Raw genomic sequence first — 22,414 nt, forward strand, 5'->3', positions numbered from 1 at the left:
CGACGCGGTGCTACGCGCGGTTCCCGGCTGTCGCCGGGGCGACCACACCATGGTGTCGCATGCCCGTTCCACCTGAGTTTGATGGGCGCAGGCAACCGTCGGCGTGAGAGCGATCCGCGCTAAATCGTTGGCGGTCGCGGGCGCTCACCTGCGACGGTGGCCGATATGGCCGAGGTCGTCGTACCGCTGACCGTTCGCGATCTGACCGAAGCCGACCTGCCCGCCTGCGGCTGGTACGGGACAGTGACGGATGTCGCGTACGTAGCCGAAGCGATCCGACGTGCCCGCCGCGGCGAGGTCGACTACTTGGCGGTCTGTCCGCCTTCCGGTCTGCCAGTTGCGGTCGGTGGGGTCGACTACACCAAACCGCCCGGTGGGGCGACCCTCTGGCAGCTGTCGGTCCGGGCAGAGCTGCGCTCATGCGGGATCGGCTCAGTCCTGATCGAGGCGTTGGAGCAGCGAGCTCGAGGCCGCGGACTCCGCTGGGTCGAGTTGGGCGTGGACGACAACAGATCGCGGCCGCGCGGCTTGTACGAGCGGTTGGGCTACGTGGTGAGCGGCCACGAGATCGGCTCGTGGGACGAGGGGGCTGCGGACGGATCCACGACCCGCTACGAAACGCGGATCACTCTCATGCGTAAGCAACTGGCTTAGCCGCTTTCAGGTCGAGGCCGATGCCGGAGGGGGCCAGAAGGGTTAGCTGGTTGTGGTCGATGGTGTAGGCGACCGCGGGGCCGAGGGTGGCCAGGATCGCGGCCTCTACCTCGGCGGTTTCGGCTGCGCAGGCGCGGTCGGGGATGGCGACCTGGCTGAAGGTCAGTTCTGTGTTGTTGCGGGTGACGACGCCGGAGTGTTCGTTGCATCCGCTCCAGCCGGTCAGGTGCCCGCCGTCGAAGCTGATCCACGCCTGCTCGGCGTGATAGCGGTGATGGCGCAGGTCGGCGTTCGTGATGGTGGTGACGACCTTCCACCTGATCCCGTCGAGCGGGAAGTCTGGTTCGGCGATCTTCCGGTCCAGCAGCGTGATCGTCGTACCACCTGAGGCGAGGGCGAGCTCGTCACCGTTCAGCCGCCAGGAGGGCTTGCTCGTCAGGAACGTCTTCAACCAGTCCTCCTGCTCCCGAAGCGGCGGCAGGCAGCCGACCTGGGTGCCGCCGAGCCCAGGGATCGACAGACGTCCGTCGGTCAGCAGTTCGCCGGCCGCGACGGATGTGCCCAGGCTGTTGCAACCGACGTCCGCTCGCACGACGTCGTACACCCGTGGACCGTCCGCGTTCTTGTTGGGCACTCGCGCGAACCCGAGCCGGATCCGCGTGTTCGGCGCCAACTGCTTGGGTACGCCGTCCTCAACCACCGCCGTCGACAGATAGGTCTTGCCCAGCGGCGTACTGATCGATCCGTCCAGGACCGCGAGCGCGGATGTGAACTCGCGCAGTCGGTCCAGGAGTACCTCGGGTCCACCCGCCGCCTGGTCCTGGATGCCCGGTCGATGCAGCGTCAGCCCACCGTCCGGGGCGACGCGGATGATCGTGCGGGCTCCGTAGGCGGCGGCCGGCGTACGTCGATCGTCGGCGTCGATGATCATGGTGTCGGCCGGAAACTGCGCGCGGGCTTCGGCGGCGGAGGTGACCGGGGCCTCGCTGGTTCGGTTGGCGCTACTTCCGTACAGGAAGGGGTGGCTCTCCCACAGGTACGCCATTGGACCCCAGTATCCGTCGAAGAACAGCACCCAGCCGTCCTTGATGGCCGGCGCCAGCCACTCGGGCATCGTCGGGTCGGACCGGATCGGCGCCAGTACGGAGATTCGCTCGGCGAGCGCGAAGTCGATCGTGGCGAGGACGTCGGTCGGGAGGTCGAGGTAATGGAACAGCTGATCGTGCGCGGCTTCCGAGTGGACCGAGATCGCGACCGGCTGGTCAACAGGGCGTCCTCTCAGGAGATTCACAGCACGGGCATCGCGCGCCACCACGCCGTACGTCAGCGGACTGGGATTGGTCACGACAACAGCCCCACCCCCGCGCAGCACCTCGACCGCGTGCAACAGCGCGCGATCGAACTCAGGCAGATCCATCTCCGACACTCCCCAAGTATCAGCCGGGTGCCGATCGGTCCGTCCAGGTTGGACGGGCGAAGCACCGCGTGAGGCTTACCGGCCGGAGGACGTGCGCTGCTCACTCGGTGCCTGCCGCGCGAGAATCCGGCTGCCGCCGGTTTGCGCCGAGTGGACGCCGACCTCACGCTGGCCCGGCCCTTCTGCAATCCCTGATCAGCCGGACGCACGCGCAGTAGATCACGCCCCTGGGGGACCGCCAGATGCACAGCTGATGCAGGTGCGGACCGCGGGACGTGCCCGGAGCCGGTCTTTCGAGATCGGTCGGCCGCAGCGCTCACAGGTTGTGTAGGTTCCAGCCGCAAGGCGGGCGAGTGCGGCATCGATCTCCGTCAGGGTCCTCCGGGCCTGCTCGGCCAGCGCGCCGAGCTGGGACCGCTCGAACGCGATCGTTGAACCCTCGGGATCGTGCTCGTCGTCGGCGTTGCTGTCGCGCGAGGCAGCCACGACCTTGTCGAAGTCCTCGGTCAGGTTCGCCAGGCGGTCGATCGTCTTCTGCCGCTCACGCTCGAGTTGAGCACGCGGATCATCCATCCATCAATTCTGACTCGACCGCTCACCGGACGCGGGACAGCCAGAACGTCGGGTTCCCGGGTTCCTCCTTCAGTCCAGCTGTAGGCGTGGGGTTGTGTAGAAGGTGGGCGCCCCGTCGGGCCCGAACTCGACGCCGGTGAACGGTGCGTGCTGCCCGAACGGCGACAGGATCCGGATCACCGTGCCGTCGGGATCCGGTACGTCGAGTTGCACGCCACCTCCCGGCCCACGGTCGAACAGTGGGCCGTGCTCCACGCCGAGTTCGTCGAAACGCTCGGCCAGCGCCTTCAGTACGTCGACCGACGGCACGCCGAGGCTGACGACGTCGAAGCCGGCCAGTGACGGCTCGCCGGGCACGGTGTCGAGCCGTCGCAGGCCGATGAGAAACCGCTCGGCGTCATCGGTCAGGACCGCGCCGGTGACGACGCCGGGCTCGCCGAACTCCCAGGCCAGCCGCAGCCCGAACACCCGCCGGTACCAGTTGACGCTGCGCTGGAGATCCGTCACCGGGATCTTCACCTGCAGGATCCGCTCGAAGCCCAGGTCCATTGCGATTCCCCTCGAAGTAGGCCTCCCCCGAGGATGACGGCCACCCGTCCGACCCGTCCACCGCCTACTCGCCGGCCAGCTTGGCTACGACCGGCGCGAGTGCGTCGGCGAAGTCGGCGCCGATGACGAAATAGGAGAAGCCGATCTCTTCGCGTCGGCGTTCGATTTCGTCGGCGGCTGCCGCGGGGTCACTCGGCAGTATGACGAGCGAGTCGGCCGCGCGGAGTGCTGCGGTGTCGAGGTCGGGCGGCGCCATGAACGGAGCGACACGGTCGCCGACGGCGGCGACGTGCTGGGCGAGTTCGATGTCCCGGTGGCCGGCGAAGTCACGGACCCGCTTCGTGGTTTCGACCCGATCGTCGTCCGTCGGGAGTACGAATGTGACTGCGTCAGCGACTTCGAGCGCCAGCGCCTGCGACTTCGGTCCGCTCACTGCCATGACCACCGGTGTATGCAGATCGGGACCGTCGAACGTACGCAGGGCCGCCACGGTCTCGCGCATTCGGGTACGACGCTCAGCCGGGGAGACGGCAGGCCGCCCGAGCTCGACTTCGATCCCGGGTCGGCCCGCGCCGATGCCCATTTCGAAGCGGCCTTCTGTGAGTACTGAGAGTGAGTGAGCTTCCCATGCTGTGCTCCATGGTTCGCGCAGCGCGGCGGCATAGACCCAGGAGCCGATCCGCAGGTCAGCGAGCGCGGCCGCGGTTGCCAGCGTGGGGCCAAGTGCTGGTTGCCAGGTAGGAACATCGGGCATCAGCAACGTTGAGTAACCGCTGTCGGCGATGCGGCGCACGCGGTCTCGCCACGTCGGCAGGTCAGAAGTGAGCGGGGCAACGACCCCGAAGCGGAATGGTCTGGTGGCTCGGCTGGCCTGGTCGGGCATCGTGGTTCTCCTTGAGTCTGGGGACCTTTGTTCGATCTTCTTGCCCTCTCCACGAACCGGCCAGCCAGAATCCGACAGCACCCGCACACGACACGGAGAAACGTGATCTCGTCGCGTCCGGTGCGATCAACAGGGCAGATCGGGATTCTCCCTCGTCCGAGCCGTTGATCGGCCGCTATAGTGGCGCATCCGTCGTGGAGGGGTGGGGACAAATAGTGCCTTCAGTGCGCCGTTTTCGATGCTTACCGAAGTTCGCCGGTCTCGTTGCCGGTCTGGCTGTGACGGTGGTGCAGATGTCGCCGCCGGCCATGGCGGCTGAGCAGTTGAGCACTCTGGACGACACCGGCTGCACCTGGGTGATCAACGAGCTCCCGATGCCGGCTGGATGGAGCTCCGGGACCGTGTACAACGGCGATCGCCACGACTCGTTTGCCGGCTCCGGCGTCGATGCGGACGGCAGGACTCGCGCCTTGGTGTGGCACGACGGCGAGGTGGCAGTGCTCGACGCTCCCAGCGGTGTGGGCGCGGTCGCGCAGGACGTGAACAGCCAAGGCGACGTGGTCGGCGTCGTTTACGGTGAGGACATGTCGTCGCGCGGAGTCCTTTGGCGCGATGGCCAGCTGATCGACCTCCCGACGCTGACCGGCGGCGGCTTCGCCGTACCGACGGCGATCAACAACGCGGGCCTGATCGTCGGCTACGCGGCGGGTGAGGACACCAGCCACGCGGTCGCCTGGTCCGCGCACTCCCCGCAGTCGATCCAGGATCTCGGTGTGGTGGCAGGCTCGGCGTACCTCACTGACGTGTCCGATCAGGGCACCGTCGTGGGGTGGACCGAGACGGTCGGTGAGTTCAGGCAGGAGGCCATCGCGGGCACGGTCCGCGAAGGGCTGACGACGCTGCCCGGCCCGGTCCCCGGAACCAACTCGATCGCTCGCGCAGCCGCGGGTCCGTACGTCGTCGGCAGTGCCGTCCTGACCAGCGGATCCGGGGATCTGGGTGGACCGGTCGTGTGGGCGCCGACCGGTCCACGTGCCTTGCCGGGGAACCAGGCCACGCCGTACGCCGTGAACGGCCACGGAACGGTGGTGGGGTTCGATCCTGACTTCGGTGCGGTGATCTGGATCGGTGACCAGGAGCAAAAGCTCCCCACGCTCGCGGCCGGCGACACCTTCTCCACGGCTGCCACGGTGGCGACCGACGACGACACAGCTGCGGGCACCAGCGCAGACGCAGCGGGCCGTTCCCGTCCGGTGACCTGGTCCTGCACATCGTGACCACCTAAGCCCTCCCGGTCACTTGCCCAGAGCGAGGACGTCTTGAAGCGGGATGACCAGGTCCGGGGCGGATCGCAGGGCTCTTACCGGCCGGATGACGTGTAGGGGAGCAGGGCCATCTCGCGGGCGTTCTTGATGGCTCGCGCGACCTGCTTCTGCTGCTGCACCGACAGGCCGGTGACGCGGCGGGAGCGGATCTTGCCGCGGTCGGAGATGAACTTTCGCAGCAGCGCGGTGTCCTTGTAGTCGATGAAGGTGATGCCGTCGCGGTCCAGCGGATTCTGCTTCGGCTTGCGCTTGCCGGTCGGCACCGGGCGTCGGGCCATGACGGCCTCCTTTGTTGAATGTCGTTTTCAACTAGCGTAGCGCAAGGTCTCACCGGTGGCGCGTTTCGGCCAGGGCATCGATACGCCACTCCGATCCTTCGGTCCGGGCTTGGCGGCTGTTATACCGTCGACTCTTATGGAGCGGAATCTCACAGCCGATCAGCTCGCGCTCTTCGAGAAGGAGTTCGCGTCGAACCCGCAGTACCGGGTGATGCAGAACGCCGTCACGCAGACGCCGGTCAACAGCATCGCCCTGGATCGCCAGGTCGTCACGTCGATGGACCACTCGGTGTCCAATCTGCTGGACGACTGGAAGGTCACCAATCAGAAGAAGAGCGGTCGGTGCTGGCTGTTCGCCGGGCTGAACCTGCTCCGCGCCGGCGCGGCCGAGAAGCTCGGGGTCAAGGACTTCGAGTTCTCCCAGAACTACCTGCTGTTCTGGGACAAGTTCGAGCGCTCGAACTTCTTCCTCGAGGCGATCATCGAGACCTCCGAGCGGGATGTCGACGACCGGACGGTCGCGCACCTGCTGTCGGACCCGATCGGTGACGGCGGCCAGTGGAACATGTTCGTCGCGCTGGTCCGCAAGCACGGCCTGGTGCCGAAGTCGGCGATGCCGGAGACCGAGAGCTCGTCTGCGACCGCGCAGCTGAACGATGCCCTCCGCAAGCTGCTCCGCCAGGGCGCGCGCGACCTGCGGGCGCTCGACACCGACGACGCCCGCCGCGACCGCAAGCGGGAGATCCTGACCACCGTGCACCGGGTGCTGAGCATCCACCTCGGTACGCCGCCGCAGAAGTTCCTGTGGCAGTGGAAGGACACCGACAAGGGCTTCCACCGCGACGGCTGGACCACTCCGACCGAGTTCGCGGCGGCATACGTGCAGTTGCCGGTCGACGAGTACGTCTGTCTCGTGCACGACCCGCGGGAGAGCAGCCCGGTCGGCCGGACCTTCACCGTCGACTTCCTCGGCAACGTCATCGACGCCCCGCCGGTGGTGTACCTGAACGTCGAGATCGACCTGATCAAGCAGCTCACCCAGGACGCGATCGTCGGCGGCGAGCCGGTCTGGTTCGGCTGCGACGTCGGCAAGCAGATGAACTCCGACCTCGGCTTCTGGGACGCCAAGCTGTACGACTACGGCGCCGTCTACGACACCGAGTTCACGCTGGACAAGGCCGAGCGGCTGGTGCACCACGAGACGCTGATGACGCACGCGATGCTGTTCACCGGCGTCGACGTGGTGGACGGCAAGCCGCGCCGCTGGCGGGTCGAGAACAGCTGGGGCGACGAGAAGGCCGACAGCGGCTTCTGGACCATGAACGACTCGTGGTTCGGCGAGCACGTCTTCGAGGTCGCCGTACGCCGCTCCGCACTGCCCGCCGAACTGCAGGCCCGCCTGGACGACGCCCCGATCGTCCTCCCCGCCTGGGACCCGATGGGCGCCCTAGCCGATCAGGCCTAATGTGTCGGCAGGCCTCTCGAGGGTCGGCAGGTGGCCGGCCCACGGGAGGTGGAGGCGCTCGGCGGTCGGGAGCCGTTCTGCCAGGTAGTCCGCGCTGTCGGTGAAGAACTTGAAATCGTGCGCGCCGGTGATCAATCGCACCGGCGCGTCGATCTTTTCGGGTTCGACCGGCCATTCTTCGTTGTCCACGTCACCGGCGGCCAGTTGTACGTCGTACGCGCGCTTCTGCATCACCCGTAGCAGTTCGCGGGCTTCGTCGTCTGCGTCGGGGCCGATCCAGCGCCGTACGGTGAGATCGGTTGCCCCGTCGACGTCGCCGGCCTCGAGCAGCTTGTTCTCCTCGGCCCACAGCGCCCGCAGTTCGTCGTCGGGCTGCACGTTGTCGGTCGGTGCACAGAGCAGCACCAGCCGGGAGAACAGCTCCGGCTTCCGGCTCGCCACCTGCTGTACGACGTACCCGCCGTACGACGCTCCGACCGCCGCCACGTCCCGCGCGCCGACCTCTTCGAGGAGTGCGAGCACATCACCCGCGTCGGAGTACTTCGGGTCGAGCGGCGTCTCGCCGTACCCGCGGAGGTCCAGCGTGATCACCCGATGGCTCGACTTGAGCTCTTCCACCTGCCGGGCCCACATCCGGGCATCGGCCACTCCTGCGTGCACGAGCAGGAGATCCGGGCCGTCCCCGGTCACGTCATAGGAAATCGTCATGGCTGCACCTTCCACGGCGAGCCCTCCTGCAAGCAAACCGATTAGAGGCGGATGACGGTGAAGGCCTCGGCGTAGTGGTTGGCGGGGAGGCCGGCGGCGGTCGCGACGCGGGCGAAGTTGGCGCGGATGCTGGTGCGGAGGCCGTCCGGGTCGCGGTGCTGGCTGGTGTGGGACATCAGGGCCGCCATCTTCTGGTCGAAGGTGTCGGTGATGTCGACGTAGTGGTTCGCGACCGGGTGGTCCATCATCCACAGCTCGCCGACCTCCCACGCCTCCTCGGTCAGGTCCGGGTACGCGTACGGGTTCCCGGCGGCCGGATAGAACGCGCGGACCGTCGCCTCCGCGGCGGCCATGTGGTCGGGGTGGGAGACCTGCAGGCGATGCCACGAACGCTCGGGTGACTGCGTGAGCAGCCGCTGCGGGCGCACCTTGCGGATCACCTGGCTGATGTCGCGGACGAGCTCCGCGGTCGGCTCGACGTACCCGTCCTGGTACCCGAGGAAGTGCAGGTCGCGGACCCCGACGTGCTGAGCGGCGGCGGCCTGCTCGGCCCGTCGTACGGCGGGAATCTCGGCGCGGTCCCGATCCGGTTCGAAGCCGCCGGCCTGCCCGTCGGTGACGATGCAGTACTGGACCTCGATACCGGCCTTGGTCCACAGCGCGACCGTGCCGGCGCCGCCGAAGTCGATGTCGTCCGGGTGCGCGACGACCACGAGGATCCGCTCGATCTCGTCGTCCGGTCGCGGTTTTGTCTCGGGCACGCTCACTCCCAGACCTTAGCTGTTTGCCCAGGCAGGCACAGTGGAACCCATGGAGTTCGGTGGGGTCTGCGACCCCCAGGACACCGGCTTCGACCCCGATCGGCTCGCGGAGGCGATCGGTCTGATCGAGGCACGTGGTGGGGTCGCGCAGTTGTGCGTCGTCCGGGACGGCCGGACGGTGGTCGACCGCTCCTTCGGGTGTTCACCGAACGCGTTGTTCTGGCTCTTCTCCGCAAGCAAGCCGTACCTCGCGATCGTGATCCACCAGCTCGTCGAGTCCGGCCGGCTGCATCTCGACGATGCCGTCGCTGCGTACTGGCCGGAGTTCGCGCACAACGGCAAACGTGAGATCACCGTCCGCGAGGTCCTGCGGCACCGGTCCGGCGTCACCAACGCGGGCTCGTACGTCGGCGAGGTCCGTGCGATGACCGACTGGGACCGCGCGCTGCGCCGGATCGAGGAGGCGAAGCCGCGCTATCCGATTGGGACCGTCGCGTACAGCCCGCTGGCGTTCGGTTTCATTCTCGGTGAGGTTGTACAGCGCTGCACCGGGACGCCGATCGACGAGCTGGTACGCCGTACGGTCCTCGAACCGCTCGGCGTCGCGGACACGTACCTCGGGCTCCCCGACGAGCTCTGGGACCGGCACGTGCCGATCCGCGCGTGGGGTCCAGTCGGCCCGTTCATCCAGTCCGTCGTGAACCGCCGCAGTACGCGCGAGGCCGTCGTACCCGCTGCCGGGATCTCGACGACCGCGCCCGACCTGGCGGAGCTCTACCAGGCGTTGCTCGAGGGTCGGTTGCTGCGGCCGGAGTCGCTCGCGATCGCGCTCGAGCCGACCAGTGAAGGTGAGTACGACCCGGTGGCGCGGGCACCGGTCCGGTGGTCTCAGGGCTTCCAGCTCGGCGGGCCGCGGTGGATGGAGGGTGCCGTTTCGTCCTTGGGCTCGTTGAGCAGTCCGCGGACGTTCGGTCACAACGGAAGCAACTGCTGTATCGGGTGGGCCGACCCGGATCGCAGGATCGCGTACGCGTACCTGACCAACCGGGTCGGCCGCCCCCAGCCCGACCTCCTGCACCACGCCGCCGTCGCCGACAAGGTCCTCGCAGCCGCCGACTAGGTGAGCACGGGAGCCGGGGTCCGCTCGTTGATCACAAGGTCGACGATGCCGTACTCCTTGGCGCCGGCCGCGGTCAGCACGTGGTCGCGGTCGGTGTCGTGCCGCAACCGCTCGACGGACTGGCCAGTGTGCCGAGCCAGGATCTCCTCGACCTGGCCGCGCACCCGTACCACCTCGTCCGCCTGCAGGATCAGGTCCGGGATCGTGCCCTGACCACGGCCGGCCGGCTGGTGCAGTACGACGCGCGCGTGCGGCAGGATCGCGCGACGCCCCGCCGTACCGGCCGCGAGCAGCACCGCACCGGCGGAGATCGCCTGCCCGACGCCGTACGTCGCGATCGGCGACTGGATGTACTGCATCGTGTCGTAGATCGCAAGCATCGCGGACATGTCGCCGCCCTCGCAGTTGATGTAGAGGTTGATCTCCGCCTCGGGATTGTCCGTCTCCAGGTGCAGCAGCTGCGCGATGATCGCGTTCGCGACACCGGAGTCGATCCCGGTCCCGAGGTAGATGACGCGCTCGGTCAGCAGATGCGAGTAGACGTCCATGATCCGCTCGCCGCGCGGGTGCTGAGCGATGACGTTCGGGATCGTGTAGCTGCTCATGCTGCCGCCTTCCTGGGCATGACCTGGTCGAAGGACTCGACGATGTGGTCGATGAAGCCGTACTCGCGGGCCTGGTCGGCGGTGTACCAGTGGTCGTGCAGCGAGTCCTCGTGCACGATGTCGAACGGCTGCCCGGTGTCCTCGGCGATCAGCCCGAGTACGGTGTCGCGGATGTGCCGCAGGTCGTTGGCCTGGATCTCGATCTCGACCGCGGATCCGCCGATACCGGCCGAGCCCTGGTGCATCAGGACGCGGGCGTGCCGCAACGCGTAGCGCTTCCCCGGCGTACCGGCCGACAGCAGGAACTGCCCCGCGCTGCAGGCCAGCCCGATCGCCAGCGTCGACACGTCGCACGGCACCAGCCGCATCACGTCCCGGATCGCCAGCATCGACGGCACCGAACCGCCGAGCGAGTGGATCCAGAACGCGATGTCGGTGTCCGGGTCCTCGGCCGCCAGCGTGAGGATCTGGGTGGCCAGCAAGGTCCCGTTGTCGTCGTCGAGGACTCCGTCCAGTACGACGATCCGCTGCCCGAGCAGCCGCTGCCGGGCGGACTCGTTGAACATCGGCGGTTTCATGTCTTCTGCCATGTCATCCACAGTGACCGCGCGAACGGCGTCATCCCAGCTTTTCTGCTGACGGCAAGTCTGCCCACAGCAAAGCTGTTCCTATGGCAATGTCCTGCGAGTGATTTTGAGCGACGACCTGTCAGAGCGGGAGCGCACCCTGCTGGAACTGACGGCCACCCCGGCCGCGACGCTGCTCGGCGCGGTGTCGATGATTCTGCGTACGACGTTGTTCAGCGAGGATCCGGCCGCCTGGGTCGACATGTGGCAGGCGCGCCCCGACCTCGCCCGCATCGAGTGGATGGACGGCCCCGAACTCGCCGACGTCGTTGCCTACCTGGCCGCGAAGGACTACGAGGGCACCATCGAAGGCGTCCCCGGCCTGCGCATCACGTCGTACGACGACCACAACGCCAAGATGCACTGGCTCGGCACGACCACCCCGGTGACCCTGCACCTCACCCGCCAGCAGTCCTAGAGAACGCCGGCCAGCAGTTCGTCGAAGGCGGCCGGGAACGCGTGACCGAGTCCCGGTAGCCGCTCGATGCTGCAGCCGAACCCGGTGAGCTGTTCGGCCGCACCGTCCACGACTTCGAGCAGGTCGTCGTCGGTCCCGATCCAGATCGTTGCCGGCGACAACTTCCCGCCCGCGTACGCCGGAAGCTCACGCAACGCGGGCGCCAACGCGAGCACACCAGCAACAGCCGTCGGCCGGCCGGTCAGCGCCCAGTCCAGAGCCACACGCCCACCGGCCGAGAACCCCGCTGCGACCACCGGCAGCCGGCCCGCGGCATCCGTACCAGCGACGTCGGCGATCGCGGCGGGTAGTTCGGCGAGGGCACGGGCGATGTCTGCGCGTGCTTGCTCGGGGTCGGGCCAGGTGCGATACCTCGGCGACATCCGGTACGACGACTGCACACAAACCAAGGCATACCCGAGCTCCACCACCCCGCCCCAGTCCCGCCGAGCATGCCCCGCCGTCTGCCCCGCCCCATGCAGCGCCACCACAACCCCACGCAAGCCCCCATCAACTGCCTGACCGGGTAGCGCCATCAGGGGTGGGACCGGATCATCGACCACCCGGGACTCCGACAGCTCGATCAGTTCCAAGAACGCAGGGCGGTCCTGCAGTGCGGCCAAGTCGTCGTCCTCGGTCAGGATCGACCGCCGCCACCACGCACCCGCCGTACTCGCGTCCTGCAATACCCGCAGTGCCCCGTCGGCGTCGCCGTCCGCACCTAGCAGGCAGGCCTTCAGATGAGCGAGTTCGGCCGCCCACACCTCCAGCCCGTCGCGCTCCGCGTTCAGCAGGTCAGTGGCGGCGCGGTAGCGGTGGTCGTTGTAGAGGACCTCGATCCGGTCCACCAGGTCGTCGTACCGCAGCTCGGAGGCGTCCATGAGGCTGATCCTCGCAGCCCCGGACGCGCGGTTCGAACCCGTTTTCGGAAAGTGTCCGGTGGAGCGCCTAAGGTGGTCGGTGATGACTACGCTGTTTTCGCCTGATGAGCTCCCGGTGCCGCTGGAGGAGTCGAAGACGTCTCGGGCCGACCCGGATGCGCTGCTCGAGGGACTGAACCCGCAGCAGCGCGCCGCCGTGGTGCATGCCGGCAAGCCACTGCTGGTGGTGGCCGGTGCCGGGTCCGGTAAGACGCGGGTGCTGACCCGCCGGATCGCCTACCTGCTGGCGGCCCGCGACGCGCACCCCGGCTCGATCCTCGCGATCACGTTCACCAACAAGGCCGCCGCCGAGATGCGCGAACGGGTGGTGGACCTGGTCGGCCCGCGGGCGAAGCTGATGTGGGTCTCGACGTTCCACTCGTCCTGTGTGCGGATCCTCCGCCGCGACATCAAGCGGTTCGGGATCAACTCGACGTTCTCGATCTACGACGACACCGACTCGCGGCGGCTGATGACGCTGGTCTGCCGCGAGCTCGACCTGGACGTCAAGCGCTACAACCCGCGCGCCGTGCTGAACTGGATCAGCACCCAGAAGAACGAGCTGATCGACCACGAGACCTCCGCCGCGAAGGCGGAGAATCATCTCGAGGAGACGTACGCCGAGTGCTACCGGATCTACCAGGAGCGGCTCGCCCAGGCGAACGCCCTCGACTTCGACGACCTGCTGATGACCACGGTCAACCTGCTGCAGGCCTTCCCTGAGGTCCGTGAGTACTACCGGCGCCGTTTCCGCCACGTGCTCGTCGACGAGTACCAGGACACGAACCACGCGCAGTACACGCTGATCCGCGAGCTCTGCGGTGAGGACGCCCCGGATCACAACGGCCCGACGGCGCCGCCCGCCGAGCTGATGGTGGTGGGCGACTCCGACCAGTCGATCTACGCGTTCCGCGGGGCGACGATCCGCAACATCCTCGCGTTCGAGGAGGACTTCGCCGGCGCCGAGACGATCCTGCTGGAGCAGAACTACCGCTCCACCCAGACCATCCTGACCGCGGCCAACGCGGTGATCAGCCGGAACGAGGGCCGCAAGGCGAAGAACCTCTGGTCCGACCAGGGTCAGGGCGAGCAGATCGCGGTGTACGTCGCGGACAACGAGCACGACGAGGCGCAGTTCGTCGCCGACGAGATCGACCGGCTCGCCGACGCCGACAGTGTGAAGCCGTCCGACGTCGCGGTGTTCTACCGGACCAACGCGCAGTCCCGGGTGTTCGAGGAAGTCTTCATCCGGACCGGCCATCCGTACAAGGTGGTCGGCGGCGTCCGGTTCTACGAGCGCAAGGAGGTCCGCGACGCGCTCGCGTACCTGCGGGTGCTGGTGAACCCGGAGGACACCGTCTCGCTGCGCCGGATCATGAACGAGCCGAAGCGCGGGATCGGCGACCGGGCCGAGGCCGCGATCGAGGCGCTCGCCCAGCGGGACCGGATCTCGTTCGCGGCCGCGATGCGCCGGGCCGACGAGGCGCCGGCGATGGCGTCGCGCTCGGTGAACGCGGTCCAGGCGTTCGTCGACATCCTCGACGAGCTGACCGCGATGGTTGACTCGGGAGCCCCGCCGGACGACATCCTGGACGTCGCCCTGCACCGCTCCGGGTACTACGAGACGCTGCAGAAGTCCCCGGATCCGCAGGACGAGACCCGCCTGGAGAACCTGGACGAGTTCATCTCCGTGGCACGTGAGTTCGTCGAGGAGCGCACCGCCGCCGGCGAGGCCGCCGATCTGCAGGCGTTCCTGGAGCGGGTCGCGCTGGTCGCCGACGCCGACCAGATCCCGGACGCGGCCGACGACGGCGGTGTGGTCACGCTGATGACTCTGCACACCGCGAAGGGCCTGGAGTTCCCGGTCGTGTTCCTGACCGGCATGGAGGACGGCGTCTTCCCGCACTCCCGGTCGCTGACCGATCTGAAGGAGCTCGAGGAAGAGCGCCGGCTCGCGTATGTCGGCATCACGCGGGCCCGGCAACGCCTGGCGATCTCCCGTGCCGCGGTGCGTTCGGCGTACGGCGCTCCGCAGCACAACCCGCCGTCGCGGTTCCTGGAGGAGATCCCGGCCGAGCTGCTCGACTGGCGTCGCGACGAGTCCGCGATCACGCGATGGTCCGGCACCGGGACGACCCGCGGCAGCGGCATCCCGAGCCGCTACGAGCCGGCCCGCCGGACGGCCTCCGACAAGCCCGTCGTCAGCCTGAACCCGGGCGACCGGGTGGTGCACGACAGCTTCGGGATGGGCACCGTCGTGGTGGTCCGCGGCGAGGGCCAACAGGCCCAAGCAGACATAGATTTCGGCTCGGAAGGCGTCAAGCGCCTGCTGCTGCGCTACGCACCGGTGGAGAAGATCTGAGCCCCCGGGTCATCTATGCGGTGAAGGAGCCCGACTCGCCCGGCGGTGGGATCCGGGTCCAAGCCCGCCACGTCGAGCTGCTGCGCGCCGCCGGGATCGACGCCGCCCTGTGGTTCCGTACGCCGGGTTACCGGCTGCCGTGGTTCGAGACGACCGCGCCGATCCTCGGGAACGATCAGCTCGAGCTAACCGCCGACGACCTGCTCGTCGTACCGGAGCTGTACCTGCTGCCAGGAGTCGATCCGGCGCCCGGCGTACGGAAGGTGATCTTCAACCAGAACCACTTCCTGACCTTCTGGTCGTGGCGTGACACCGACGGGTATCCCGGCTGGGACCCGGCGCCGGAGGTCTGGGCGGTGTCGCGGGAGAGCACCGACGTGCTCGGCCGGCTGCACCCCGAGCTGCCGGTTCATCTCGTGCCGAATCCGATCGACACCGACCTGTTCCGGCCTGGCCCCGAACGCACGCGGCAGATCGCTTGGATGCCACGGCGCCGTCCGCTCGAGGCGGCTGTGCTGGAGAGACTGCTGCGGAACGACTCGCGTGCGGACGGGGTCGACCTGGCCGTTCTCGCGGAGCTCAGCGAGAGCCAGGTGGTCGAGGCGCTCGGCCGGACCTCCGTGTTCGTCGCCCTGGGGATCTCCGAAGGATTCGGCCTCCCGGTTGCGGAGGCCCTCGCTGCCGGTTGCCTGGTGGTCGGGTACCCGGCCGGTGGCGGCGAGGAGTTGTTCGAGGCTCCCGGGACCTTCCGGATCGACGATGCGCGGCCGCACCTGCTCGCGGATCGGGCGCTGGAGCTGGTCGACGTACCGGCGGATGATCCCGTGCGCGGCGCGGCGCGGGAGTGGATCACGCAGCGTTATTCCGCGGAGTCGACCGCTGCGGCCCTGCTTGCTGCCGTCGAGTCGGCACGGGCCTTGCCGGGCCGCTCCGGCACTGCGACCCACCCGATCGTGTGGCCGGATGATCCGGTCGCCGCGGCCGAACGTGGCCATCCGTGGCGGCCCGGCGGCGGCCGGTAAACGCAAGTCCGCGTCAACCTTTCGGGCGTTTGCGTTGCATCTGAGCCGGAGATTGAGACAATCAAGGATCTTCGGCCCCCTCCCGGAAGCGTCCTCGCTCATGTCCAAGTCGTCTGGCAACAACCGCCGGATCATTCTGGCGGGGGCCAATCCTGGGCTGCGGCTGTTCGACGAGAACGGCAAGGTGACGGCCTACGCGTCGATCTGGATGGTCGACTGGTCGATCCGCGGCTCGGGTACGGCGGTGGTGCTGTGGTTCGACGGGATCGTCCGCGTGGTGTCCGAGGACGTCGACCTCGCCTCCTGGTTGGAGAGCTATTTCGTCCGCTCGTTCCTCGAGGTCCAGGGCCTGCCGTGGCACGAGCCGGCCGTCGAGCGGGACCTGGTGCAGGTCTCGATGAACCTGGCCGACGGGTTGAGCGCGAAGGCCGCGGACATCCAGATCGAGATGGGCGGCGTACTGGACCGGCGGTTGTTCGCGACCGACAACTTCCAGCTTGCCGACGGCAACCACAGCCTCAGCCTGGTGATCGCCCCGGTCCGCTCCGCGACCGTCTCGATCGGCGGGGCCTCGGTGCCCGGTTTCGTTCAGGTCGACGGCTCACCGGACAAACCCGGCTCCTCCGCGTTCCTCACGACCGCCGAGGTCTGGCAGCGCTGAACCAGTTCTCCATCCGCTCGACGACGCGCTGATCGCCGCCGAGCACCCGCTCGAGCCTGAACAGGTACGCCGCGATCCCGGCCGCGCCCTGCATCCAGCCGACGCCCGGCCGCAGCAGCGGATCCTCGTTGCGGTGCTCGACGAACCGCCAGTACCCCTCCGGGTAGGCGTGGTCGAGCAACGTGTCACCCATTCGTACGGCGAATTCCAGGTCCTGCTCGTCGCCGTCGCGGCGCCACGCGTCGAGGAACGCGTCGCCGACCCCCGCCGTACCGCAGCAGCGGCCGTCGTTGTCCCAGAAACCCGGATGCAGGCGCTCGGGGATGCCGGAGTACCGCACGCCGTCCAGACACCGTCGACGCCACGTCTGCGGCGTCTCACCGGCGATCTCCGGTACGTCGGCGTACTCGAGCGCACTGAACGTCAACGCGGTCCCTGCACCGCCGTGGCACCAGTTGAACGTGTATTCGTCGCCGTGCCGCTCCGCCCACGGAATCACCCGTGGCACCCGAAAGCCTTTGTCGTCGTTGATTCCGAGCGTCACGAGGTGCTCGGCCCCGCGTCGCGCCACGCCGACCAGCTCGGGGCGCCCGAGCTCCACGCCGGCCACCGCGAGCACCGCGGCGATCCCCGCGAGGCCGTGCGAGAAGTTCGGCATCTCGGTCGGCTCGTCGGTGCGGAACCGCCGGGACACGAACTGCCAGTTGACCCCGGCGGGCGTCTTCTCCTGTTCGCCGAGCAGCAGGTCCGCAGCCCGGTTGGCCAGCGCAGAGGCGTCGTCACCGCGTCGCGTCGCCCACAGGGCGCCGAGCAGGATCGCGCCGGTGCCGAGGGTGGCGTCGTTGGCGACCGCGCCGGGGGCGTACCGCGGTTCGTCGAGGAAGCTCTCCGGCCACCCGTCCTCGGTCGCCAACGCCTGCAGCCGTGCCAACGCGGCACCTGTGCCGGGCTGATCGAGCGCGGTGAGCACGCCGATCGAGCTGACCAGTCCGTCGAAGAACGTGGTGCACGTGGCCGTCGGGATCCCCGCGCGAAGCCGATCGGCGATCCCGACGGCCAACGACTGCTCGGCGGGCGTCCACTGTCGCGTCAGCCGGATCTCTGCGAGCACATGCGCCAGACCACCGACGCCGCTGTGCATCCCTTCGGGGTACTTGTCCGGTGTGTCGTTGTCGCCGAAGTCGGGGATCCACGGGCCGTCGTCGTCCCACCGGACCTGGCCCATGACCCAGCCCCAGGCCGTTTCGCCGATCTCGCCGTACGTCATGGCTGGGCGTTCCGGAGCCGGATGCCGCTCCACTCGAGGGTGCTGGCGGTGGCCGCGGCCCAGAAGTCGTGCAGCCGCTTGAGGACACGCAACTGAATCCCGGCCTCCTCGTGCAGTGCGAACAGATCGCCGACCCGCTCCGGCGCTCCGAGAGGTCGTACGTCGGTGGTCGCGACGACGGCGGCGTCGTGCTCGACGAAGGCGTCGGCGGGGAGGCGGTACCCGTACAGCTCGACGGAGCGCATCGCGTCCAGCCAACCGTACTCGACGGCGTGCACGCGGGTGCCGGAGCCGGCGCCGATGATCCGGTCGCGGTCCTCAGGAGTGGTGCCGGGGCCGACCCACGCGAGCGCGCGGGGGCACTGCCGGGGAAACCAGTAGTCGGGGGCTCGATCGTGGCCGACGGCCCACACATAGGGAGTGACCTTCCCCGCCGTCTTCGCGACGTGCGGCCGGAAGATCTCGATGGTCGGATCCTCGGAGAAATGCAGAACCTCACCAGCCACCGGACGCATGCGCGGCAGCTTAGCCAGAGGCGGTGGTGCGGTGCGCGGGAATTACGGGTTCAGGCCGCAGTGGTCGCGCAGCCACGGCATCGGGTTGATCGGCTCGCCGCCGTCCGGCCGGACCTCGAAGTGCAGGTGCGGGCCGGTGGTGTTACCGGTCATCCCGACCGCGCCGACCTGGTCACCGGCGTACACGGTCTCGCCGACCTCGACGCTGAACTTCGACATGTGGTTGTACCAGGTGACGGTGCCGTCCTCGTGCCGGACCTGGACCTGGCGCCCGTACGCGCCGGCCCAGTCGGCGAAGATCACGACGCCCTTCATCACGGCCCCGATCCGGGTGCCTACCGGGGCGGCGAAGTCGGTGCCGGTGTGGTTGCGGGCCCAGCGGCTGCCGCCCTGCCCGAACGTCGCGGTGATGTGGTAGCCGGAGACCATCATCTCGCAGCGGGTGGCCGACTCACGGGCCTTCTGCTCGGCGGCTTCCTGCTTCGCCTTCGCGGTGGCCAGGGCGCTCGCGCGCTTCGCGGTGAGGGCCTGGGTGGCGTTCAGCTTCGCGGCGCGGGCCTGGGCCAGCTTGGCGGCGGCGGACTGCTTCTTGGTGGTCGTCGTGTCGGCCAGCTGAACCCGGGAGGAGTCACGGGTGGCGAGCTGGCGCGCCTGGATACGTGCCGTGGTGATCCCCGACAGCTGCTGCCCGCTGTCCAGGCTGAGCGCGGCGAGGTTCACCGCGGAGTTCGCCTGGGTCGGTGACGCCAGCGAGCTGTGGCTGAAGCCGACAGCTCCGGCTGCCGCGGCGAGCGCAGCGGTCAAACCGACGATCTGGGAGCTGGTGGGGGTATTACGCCTGGCGACGCGATGCTTGGCACTGTGACGTCCTGCGCCGGGTTTGCGCGCAGCGTTGCCGGGCGTGACGCGGTCTCCCGCGGCACGGTGCTGGGACACAACGTGGCCTTTCGGTCACAGGGGAGGGGCTAGGGGAAAGCGAGGGGGAAGCTCTCTCCTCCTCTCGGGGGGTTTATTCCCCGGGAGGACTCACAGACCATAACGGAAGGGTCACGGGGTGACAAACCCCGCCACCCACTTTTCCGCACGTCCTTCACGAAACTTTTGCATGAGCCGCTGCACGTGCATCGGCCCGAATCGCCCAGAAAGCTGCCCGGTCAGGCAGTTTTGGGTTCTTCGTCCAGGTGGGCCAGTACGCCGGTGATGCGGTGCACGACCTCGCCGTGGAACGGCAAGGACAGGTGGCCCACGCCGTGGACCCGGACGTTACTCGCTTGCAGGTCGGGGTGCCTGATCCGGGCCCTCCGCTGCGGCACGATCAACTGGTCGACGTCGCTGTAGAACGCGACGAACCGGGTCCGGCAGTCCGGCGCCGGCTCGTCCAGCTCCGCCATCAGGTCGCTGTCCGGCCGGACCTGCTTGACCAGCGGCCATGGCAGCAGCTTGGCCGCGGCCGTGCCCTGGTGCGGCGTCCCGAGCGTCACACAGGTGTGCACATGCGCGTCGCCGCCGAGGCGCTGGACGTAGTACCGCGCGATCAGCCCGCCGAGGCTGTGCCCGATCACATGGATCTGGTCGGATCCGGACGCCTCGCAGATCGCTTCGATCTCACGGCCCATCCGTTCCGCGGTACGGCGTACGTCCAGCGTCAGGGGCGAGTACGAGAACGTGTGGATGCTGCTGAACCCGCGCCGCACCAGGTGCCGGCGCATCATCGCGAAGACCGTGTGGTTGTCGATGATCCCGTGCGCGAGCAGGATCGGCGTACCGGCGGCCCGGATGTCGCTGACCAGCAGGCCGCGCTGGGCCGGGCCGAGGCCGGCCAGGTTCAGCCGCGCGGGAAGAGCGGGCGTGCCGCTGACCAGGCCGAGCGGGTACATCGCCAGGTGCGTGGTCAGCCAGCCGAGCTCGACCGCCGCGCCGTGCAGCACGGTGGGCGAGAGTGCGGAGCGGGCGCCGTACGCGAGTCCGTCCAGTGCGCCGCGGACATCGTCCTGCCAGGAGCCCATGCGCGCCTCCTCACCAAACCAGACCCCCCGGTGGTCCGATCACTTTCAACGGTAACCGGTTCCCGTTCGCCGTGTGGGGGAACACACGCCGCCGTGTCTTATCCGTGAGGAACGCAGCGGTTAGCCTGCCCACATGTCTGCTACGAGCCCGTTGCGCGTTGTCGTCGCCAAGCCCGGTCTGGACGGTCATGACCGTGGCGCCAAGGTCGTCGCCCGTGCCCTGCGGGACGCCGGCATGGAGGTCATCTACACCGGGCTGCACCAGACCCCGGAGCAGATCGTCGAGACCGCGATCGCCGAGGACGCCGACGCGATCGGGCTGTCGGTGCTGTCCGGCGCGCACATGACGCTGTTCAAGCGGGTCCGTGAGCTGCTGACCGAGCGGGAGGCCGACGACATCGTGGTGTTCGGCGGCGGCATCATCCCGGACGCCGACCTGCAGCCGCTGGCCGAGCTCGGCGTCCACAAGATCTTCACCCCGGGCGCGACGACCACCGAGATCGTCGAGTGGGTCCGCGGCAACGTCGGCGACGCGTCGGCCTCCCCGGCCTGAGAACTGCCCCAGGTGCTACCGGAGTCGCGAATCCGCTCCGGAGCGTGATGACGACTGCCCGGAGTCGTTCTGAACGGTCCTGCCCGATTCAGCAAGGTTACTAATCGGTAATACCGAATCGTTAGGAAATGCCCGGTTGTGCGGGCTTCCCAAACGCGGTCGCATACAGCCATGCGGCTGTCCGTTTCAGAGACCGTCGAGAGGGAACATGTGTGTGGCTCAGAACACATCGGCCCCGATCTCGGTTACTGTCCGGACATGGCGGATCGCAGCGTGGTGGGGGACTGTGATCGGCCGCCGCAGGACCAAGCGATGTCCCATCGGGAGAGGGCAGGTAAACGATGAGGTTTGAACGATCACACGCACGCAGGACGGCATTCGTTGCCGTCGCAAGCAGCTTCGCGCTGCTCGCCACGGCGTGTGGTAGTGGCGACGACGGAAGCAGCGGCGGCGGGGGCAGCTCGGCCGGAGCTCTTGAGGGCCGGGGGCCGATCACCCTTGCCAGCGGCAAGGACACGTCCGGAAACCTGCAGAACCAGCTCAACGCCTGGAACGCGTCGCACCCGAACGAGAAGGTGGAGCTCAAGGAGCTCCCCGAGGACGCCAACGCGCAGCGGCAGCAGATGATCCAGAACGCGCAGGCGCAGTCCGACGCGTACAGCGTGCTGTCGATGGATGTTGTCTGGACGTCGGAGTTCGCGGCGAACCAGTGGGTCACCCAGATTCCTGAGGACAAGGTCCCCGACCTGGGCAAGCTGATCCCGGCGACGGTGGAGACGGCGAAGTACCGCGACAAGCTGTACGGCGTGCCGGTGACCTCCGACGGCGGTCTGCTCTACTACCGCAAGGACCTGCTGACCAAGGCCGGCATCACGGAGGCTCCGAAGACCTGGGCCGACATGCTCGCCGCCTGCCTCAAGGTGCAGGCGCTGCCTGAGGCCAAGGGCATGAGCTGCTACTCCGGTCAGTTCGAGAAGTACGAGGGCCTGACCGTCAACTTCGCCGAGGCGATCAACTCGGCCGGCGGCGTGATCGTCGACAAGGACGGCAAGCCGAACGTCAACACCCCGGAGGCCAAGGCCGGTCTCGAGGAGCTGGTGAACGGGTTCAAGACCGGCGCCATCCCGAAGGCCGCGATCACCTACAAGGAGGAGGAGAGCCGGCGCGCGTTCCAGGAGGGCAAGCTGCTCTTCCTGCGCAACTGGCCGTACGTGTACGCGAAGGCCCAGGCGACCGACGGGTCCTCGAAGGTGGCCGGCAAGTTCGCGGTCGCGCCGCTGCCGGGCAAGGACGGCCCGGGCGTCTCGTCGCTCGGCGGTCACGACTACGCGATCAGCTCGTTCGCCAAGAACAAGGCGACCGCGCTCGACTTCATCAACTTCATGGCGAGCCAAGAGCGCCAGAAGGCGAACATCGAGAAGACGTCGCAGGCGCCGACCTGGGCCTCGCTGTACGACGACCCGGCGCTGACCAAGCAGTTCCCGTACCTGGCGCCGCTGAAGGCCTCGATCCTCGGTGCGCAGCCGCGGCCGCGGGTGGTCAAGTACGGCGACGTGACGGCCGCGATCCAGGCAGCCGCGTACGACGCCCTGAAGCCGGGTTCGGCGGTGACGCCGGACAAGGCGCTGGCCGACCTGCAGACGAAGCTGCAGTCGCTGATCACGAACTGACCGTCGTGCCGGGGCCG

The 22,414-nt window shown here is 68.3% G+C and carries 24 protein-coding genes; 10 read left to right on the forward strand and 14 right to left on the reverse strand.

Annotated features, from left to right (window positions below; genetic code table 11):
• Positions 1–165: 165 nt before the first annotated feature.
• Positions 166–654, forward strand: coding sequence for a GNAT family N-acetyltransferase (locus tag ACLJOO_RS24890; RefSeq protein ID WP_410789772.1), 489 nt, complete (start codon positions 166–168; stop codon positions 652–654).
• Here the strand turns inward: ACLJOO_RS24890 and ACLJOO_RS24895 are convergent.
• The 4 genes from ACLJOO_RS24895 to ACLJOO_RS24910 form a co-directional block, all read right to left on the reverse strand.
• The gene (locus tag ACLJOO_RS24895; protein WP_410789773.1) at positions 632–2,071 is read right to left on the reverse strand and encodes an META domain-containing protein; all 1,440 of its coding nucleotides are present in this window, start codon (positions 2,069–2,071) and stop codon (positions 632–634) included. The genes ACLJOO_RS24890 and ACLJOO_RS24895 overlap by 23 nt on opposite strands.
• Before the next feature lie 219 nt (positions 2,072–2,290).
• The gene (locus tag ACLJOO_RS24900; protein WP_410789774.1) at positions 2,291–2,644 is read right to left on the reverse strand and encodes a TraR/DksA family transcriptional regulator; all 354 of its coding nucleotides are present in this window, start codon (positions 2,642–2,644) and stop codon (positions 2,291–2,293) included.
• Positions 2,645–2,713: 69 nt separating this feature from the next.
• Complete coding sequence (locus ACLJOO_RS24905) at positions 2,714–3,193, reverse strand: VOC family protein (RefSeq protein WP_410789775.1); 480 nt, start codon at positions 3,191–3,193, stop codon at positions 2,714–2,716.
• A gap of 64 nt (positions 3,194–3,257) precedes the next feature.
• Positions 3,258–4,076 (reverse strand): LLM class flavin-dependent oxidoreductase, encoded by an 819-nt coding sequence (locus tag ACLJOO_RS24910; RefSeq protein WP_410789776.1) that lies wholly within the window; start codon positions 4,074–4,076, stop codon positions 3,258–3,260.
• A gap of 293 nt (positions 4,077–4,369) precedes the next feature.
• Between ACLJOO_RS24910 and ACLJOO_RS24915 the strand changes: the two genes are divergently transcribed.
• Complete coding sequence (locus ACLJOO_RS24915; protein ID WP_410789777.1) at positions 4,370–5,353, forward strand: hypothetical protein; 984 nt, start codon at positions 4,370–4,372, stop codon at positions 5,351–5,353.
• A gap of 83 nt (positions 5,354–5,436) precedes the next feature.
• Here the strand turns inward: ACLJOO_RS24915 and rpsR are convergent, their stop codons facing one another.
• Positions 5,437–5,679 carry a 30S ribosomal protein S18 gene (rpsR, locus tag ACLJOO_RS24920; RefSeq protein ID WP_130382967.1) on the reverse strand — a complete coding sequence of 81 codons (243 nt, stop codon included), beginning with the start codon at positions 5,677–5,679 and terminating at the stop codon, positions 5,437–5,439.
• A gap of 136 nt (positions 5,680–5,815) precedes the next feature.
• Between rpsR and ACLJOO_RS24925 the strand changes: the two genes are divergently transcribed.
• On the forward strand, positions 5,816–7,144 hold the full coding sequence (locus ACLJOO_RS24925; protein ID WP_410789778.1) for an aminopeptidase C: 1,329 nt from the start codon (positions 5,816–5,818) through the stop codon (positions 7,142–7,144).
• Here the strand turns inward: ACLJOO_RS24925 and ACLJOO_RS24930 are convergent.
• Both ACLJOO_RS24930 and ACLJOO_RS24935 read right to left on the reverse strand, forming a co-directional pair.
• Positions 7,127–7,852 carry an alpha/beta fold hydrolase gene (locus ACLJOO_RS24930; protein ID WP_410789779.1) on the reverse strand — a complete coding sequence of 242 codons (726 nt, stop codon included), beginning with the start codon at positions 7,850–7,852 and terminating at the stop codon, positions 7,127–7,129. The genes ACLJOO_RS24925 and ACLJOO_RS24930 overlap by 18 nt on opposite strands.
• A 41-nt stretch (positions 7,853–7,893) precedes the next feature.
• A complete protein-coding gene (locus ACLJOO_RS24935) occupies positions 7,894–8,613 on the reverse strand; it encodes a PIG-L deacetylase family protein (RefSeq protein ID WP_410789780.1) in 720 nt (239 codons plus the stop codon).
• Positions 8,614–8,662: 49 nt separating this feature from the next.
• Here ACLJOO_RS24935 and ACLJOO_RS24940 point away from each other — a divergent pair, with 49 nt between their 5' ends.
• Positions 8,663–9,733, forward strand: a complete 1,071-nt coding sequence (locus tag ACLJOO_RS24940; RefSeq protein WP_410789781.1) for a serine hydrolase domain-containing protein — start codon at positions 8,663–8,665, stop codon at positions 9,731–9,733.
• Here ACLJOO_RS24940 and ACLJOO_RS24945 read toward each other — a convergent pair.
• The gene (locus ACLJOO_RS24945; protein WP_410789782.1) at positions 9,730–10,338 is read right to left on the reverse strand and encodes a ClpP family protease; all 609 of its coding nucleotides are present in this window, start codon (positions 10,336–10,338) and stop codon (positions 9,730–9,732) included. The genes ACLJOO_RS24940 and ACLJOO_RS24945 overlap by 4 nt on opposite strands.
• On the reverse strand, positions 10,335–10,928 hold the full coding sequence (locus ACLJOO_RS24950; protein ID WP_131344588.1) for a ClpP family protease: 594 nt from the start codon (positions 10,926–10,928) through the stop codon (positions 10,335–10,337). The genes ACLJOO_RS24945 and ACLJOO_RS24950 overlap by 4 nt, the downstream gene beginning before the upstream one ends.
• A gap of 97 nt (positions 10,929–11,025) precedes the next feature.
• Here ACLJOO_RS24950 and ACLJOO_RS24955 point away from each other — a divergent pair, with 97 nt between their 5' ends.
• Positions 11,026–11,382 carry a hypothetical protein gene (locus ACLJOO_RS24955; RefSeq protein ID WP_410789783.1) on the forward strand — a complete coding sequence of 119 codons (357 nt, stop codon included), beginning with the start codon at positions 11,026–11,028 and terminating at the stop codon, positions 11,380–11,382.
• On the opposite strand, the gene ACLJOO_RS24960 is transcribed toward ACLJOO_RS24955, so the two are convergent.
• A complete protein-coding gene (locus ACLJOO_RS24960; RefSeq protein WP_410789784.1) occupies positions 11,379–12,302 on the reverse strand; it encodes an alpha/beta hydrolase in 924 nt (307 codons plus the stop codon). The genes ACLJOO_RS24955 and ACLJOO_RS24960 overlap by 4 nt on opposite strands.
• A gap of 82 nt (positions 12,303–12,384) precedes the next feature.
• On the opposite strand from ACLJOO_RS24960, the gene pcrA reads away from it, so the two are divergent.
• The 3 genes from pcrA (at position 12,385) to ACLJOO_RS24975 (ending at position 16,386) form a co-directional block, all read left to right on the forward strand.
• Complete coding sequence (pcrA, locus tag ACLJOO_RS24965) at positions 12,385–14,703, forward strand: DNA helicase PcrA (RefSeq protein WP_410789785.1); 2,319 nt, start codon at positions 12,385–12,387, stop codon at positions 14,701–14,703.
• A gap of 20 nt (positions 14,704–14,723) precedes the next feature.
• Positions 14,724–15,725, forward strand: coding sequence for a glycosyltransferase (locus ACLJOO_RS24970; RefSeq protein WP_410789786.1), 1,002 nt, complete (start codon positions 14,724–14,726; stop codon positions 15,723–15,725).
• 100 nt (positions 15,726–15,825) lie between these two features.
• Positions 15,826–16,386, forward strand: coding sequence for a hypothetical protein (locus ACLJOO_RS24975; protein ID WP_410789787.1), 561 nt, complete (start codon positions 15,826–15,828; stop codon positions 16,384–16,386).
• Here the strand turns inward: ACLJOO_RS24975 and ACLJOO_RS24980 are convergent.
• The 4 genes from ACLJOO_RS24980 to ACLJOO_RS24995 form a co-directional block, all read right to left on the reverse strand.
• The gene (locus tag ACLJOO_RS24980; RefSeq protein WP_410789788.1) at positions 16,358–17,686 is read right to left on the reverse strand and encodes a lanthionine synthetase LanC family protein; all 1,329 of its coding nucleotides are present in this window, start codon (positions 17,684–17,686) and stop codon (positions 16,358–16,360) included. The genes ACLJOO_RS24975 and ACLJOO_RS24980 overlap by 29 nt on opposite strands.
• Positions 17,650–18,168 (reverse strand): DUF6886 family protein, encoded by a 519-nt coding sequence (locus ACLJOO_RS24985; protein WP_410789789.1) that lies wholly within the window; start codon positions 18,166–18,168, stop codon positions 17,650–17,652. Before ACLJOO_RS24985 ends, ACLJOO_RS24980 begins: the two co-directional genes overlap by 37 nt.
• A 42-nt stretch (positions 18,169–18,210) precedes the next feature.
• Positions 18,211–18,972: a M23 family metallopeptidase gene (locus ACLJOO_RS24990; protein WP_410789790.1), complete on the reverse strand. Its 762-nt coding sequence runs from the start codon at positions 18,970–18,972 to the stop codon at positions 18,211–18,213.
• Between the two features lie 350 nt (positions 18,973–19,322).
• The gene (locus ACLJOO_RS24995; RefSeq protein WP_410789791.1) at positions 19,323–20,174 is read right to left on the reverse strand and encodes an esterase/lipase family protein; all 852 of its coding nucleotides are present in this window, start codon (positions 20,172–20,174) and stop codon (positions 19,323–19,325) included.
• A 133-nt stretch (positions 20,175–20,307) separates the two neighbouring features.
• Between ACLJOO_RS24995 and ACLJOO_RS25000 the strand changes: the two genes are divergently transcribed.
• Entirely contained in the window at positions 20,308–20,727 is a 420-nt protein-coding gene (locus ACLJOO_RS25000; RefSeq protein WP_410789792.1) for a cobalamin B12-binding domain-containing protein, read from the forward strand.
• Positions 20,728–21,068: 341 nt separating this feature from the next.
• Entirely contained in the window at positions 21,069–22,397 is a 1,329-nt protein-coding gene (locus tag ACLJOO_RS25005) for an ABC transporter substrate-binding protein (protein WP_410789793.1), read from the forward strand.
• Positions 22,398–22,414 lie beyond the last annotated feature (17 nt).

It is taken from the genome of Kribbella sp. C-35 (assembly GCF_046549195.1).
In the GTDB taxonomy this organism is placed as follows: domain Bacteria; phylum Actinomycetota; class Actinomycetes; order Propionibacteriales; family Kribbellaceae; genus Kribbella.

Coding starts and splice junctions, on each gene's coding strand:
- ACLJOO_RS24890 (WP_410789772.1), top strand. CDS start 166: ATGGCCGAGGTCGTCGTACCGCTGACCGTTCGCGATCTGACCGAAGCC.
- rpsR (WP_130382967.1), bottom strand. CDS start 5,679: ATGGCCCGACGCCCGGTGCCGACCGGCAAGCGCAAGCCGAAGCAGAAT.
- ACLJOO_RS24905 (WP_410789775.1), bottom strand. CDS start 3,193: ATGGACCTGGGCTTCGAGCGGATCCTGCAGGTGAAGATCCCGGTGACG.
- ACLJOO_RS25005 (WP_410789793.1), top strand. CDS start 21,069: ATGAGGTTTGAACGATCACACGCACGCAGGACGGCATTCGTTGCCGTC.
- ACLJOO_RS24925 (WP_410789778.1), top strand. CDS start 5,816: ATGGAGCGGAATCTCACAGCCGATCAGCTCGCGCTCTTCGAGAAGGAG.
- ACLJOO_RS24910 (WP_410789776.1), bottom strand. CDS start 4,076: ATGCCCGACCAGGCCAGCCGAGCCACCAGACCATTCCGCTTCGGGGTC.
- ACLJOO_RS24945 (WP_410789782.1), bottom strand. CDS start 10,338: ATGAGCAGCTACACGATCCCGAACGTCATCGCTCAGCACCCGCGCGGC.
- ACLJOO_RS24940 (WP_410789781.1), top strand. CDS start 8,663: ATGGAGTTCGGTGGGGTCTGCGACCCCCAGGACACCGGCTTCGACCCC.
- ACLJOO_RS24985 (WP_410789789.1), bottom strand. CDS start 18,168: ATGCGTCCGGTGGCTGGTGAGGTTCTGCATTTCTCCGAGGATCCGACC.
- ACLJOO_RS24900 (WP_410789774.1), bottom strand. CDS start 2,644: ATGGATGATCCGCGTGCTCAACTCGAGCGTGAGCGGCAGAAGACGATC.
- ACLJOO_RS24930 (WP_410789779.1), bottom strand. CDS start 7,852: ATGACGATTTCCTATGACGTGACCGGGGACGGCCCGGATCTCCTGCTC.
- pcrA (WP_410789785.1), top strand. CDS start 12,385: ATGACTACGCTGTTTTCGCCTGATGAGCTCCCGGTGCCGCTGGAGGAG.
- ACLJOO_RS24950 (WP_131344588.1), bottom strand. CDS start 10,928: ATGGCAGAAGACATGAAACCGCCGATGTTCAACGAGTCCGCCCGGCAG.
- ACLJOO_RS24995 (WP_410789791.1), bottom strand. CDS start 20,174: ATGGGCTCCTGGCAGGACGATGTCCGCGGCGCACTGGACGGACTCGCG.
- ACLJOO_RS24975 (WP_410789787.1), top strand. CDS start 15,826: ATGTCCAAGTCGTCTGGCAACAACCGCCGGATCATTCTGGCGGGGGCC.
- ACLJOO_RS25000 (WP_410789792.1), top strand. CDS start 20,308: ATGTCTGCTACGAGCCCGTTGCGCGTTGTCGTCGCCAAGCCCGGTCTG.
- ACLJOO_RS24895 (WP_410789773.1), bottom strand. CDS start 2,071: ATGGATCTGCCTGAGTTCGATCGCGCGCTGTTGCACGCGGTCGAGGTG.
- ACLJOO_RS24915 (WP_410789777.1), top strand. CDS start 4,370: ATGTCGCCGCCGGCCATGGCGGCTGAGCAGTTGAGCACTCTGGACGAC.
- ACLJOO_RS24960 (WP_410789784.1), bottom strand. CDS start 12,302: ATGGACGCCTCCGAGCTGCGGTACGACGACCTGGTGGACCGGATCGAG.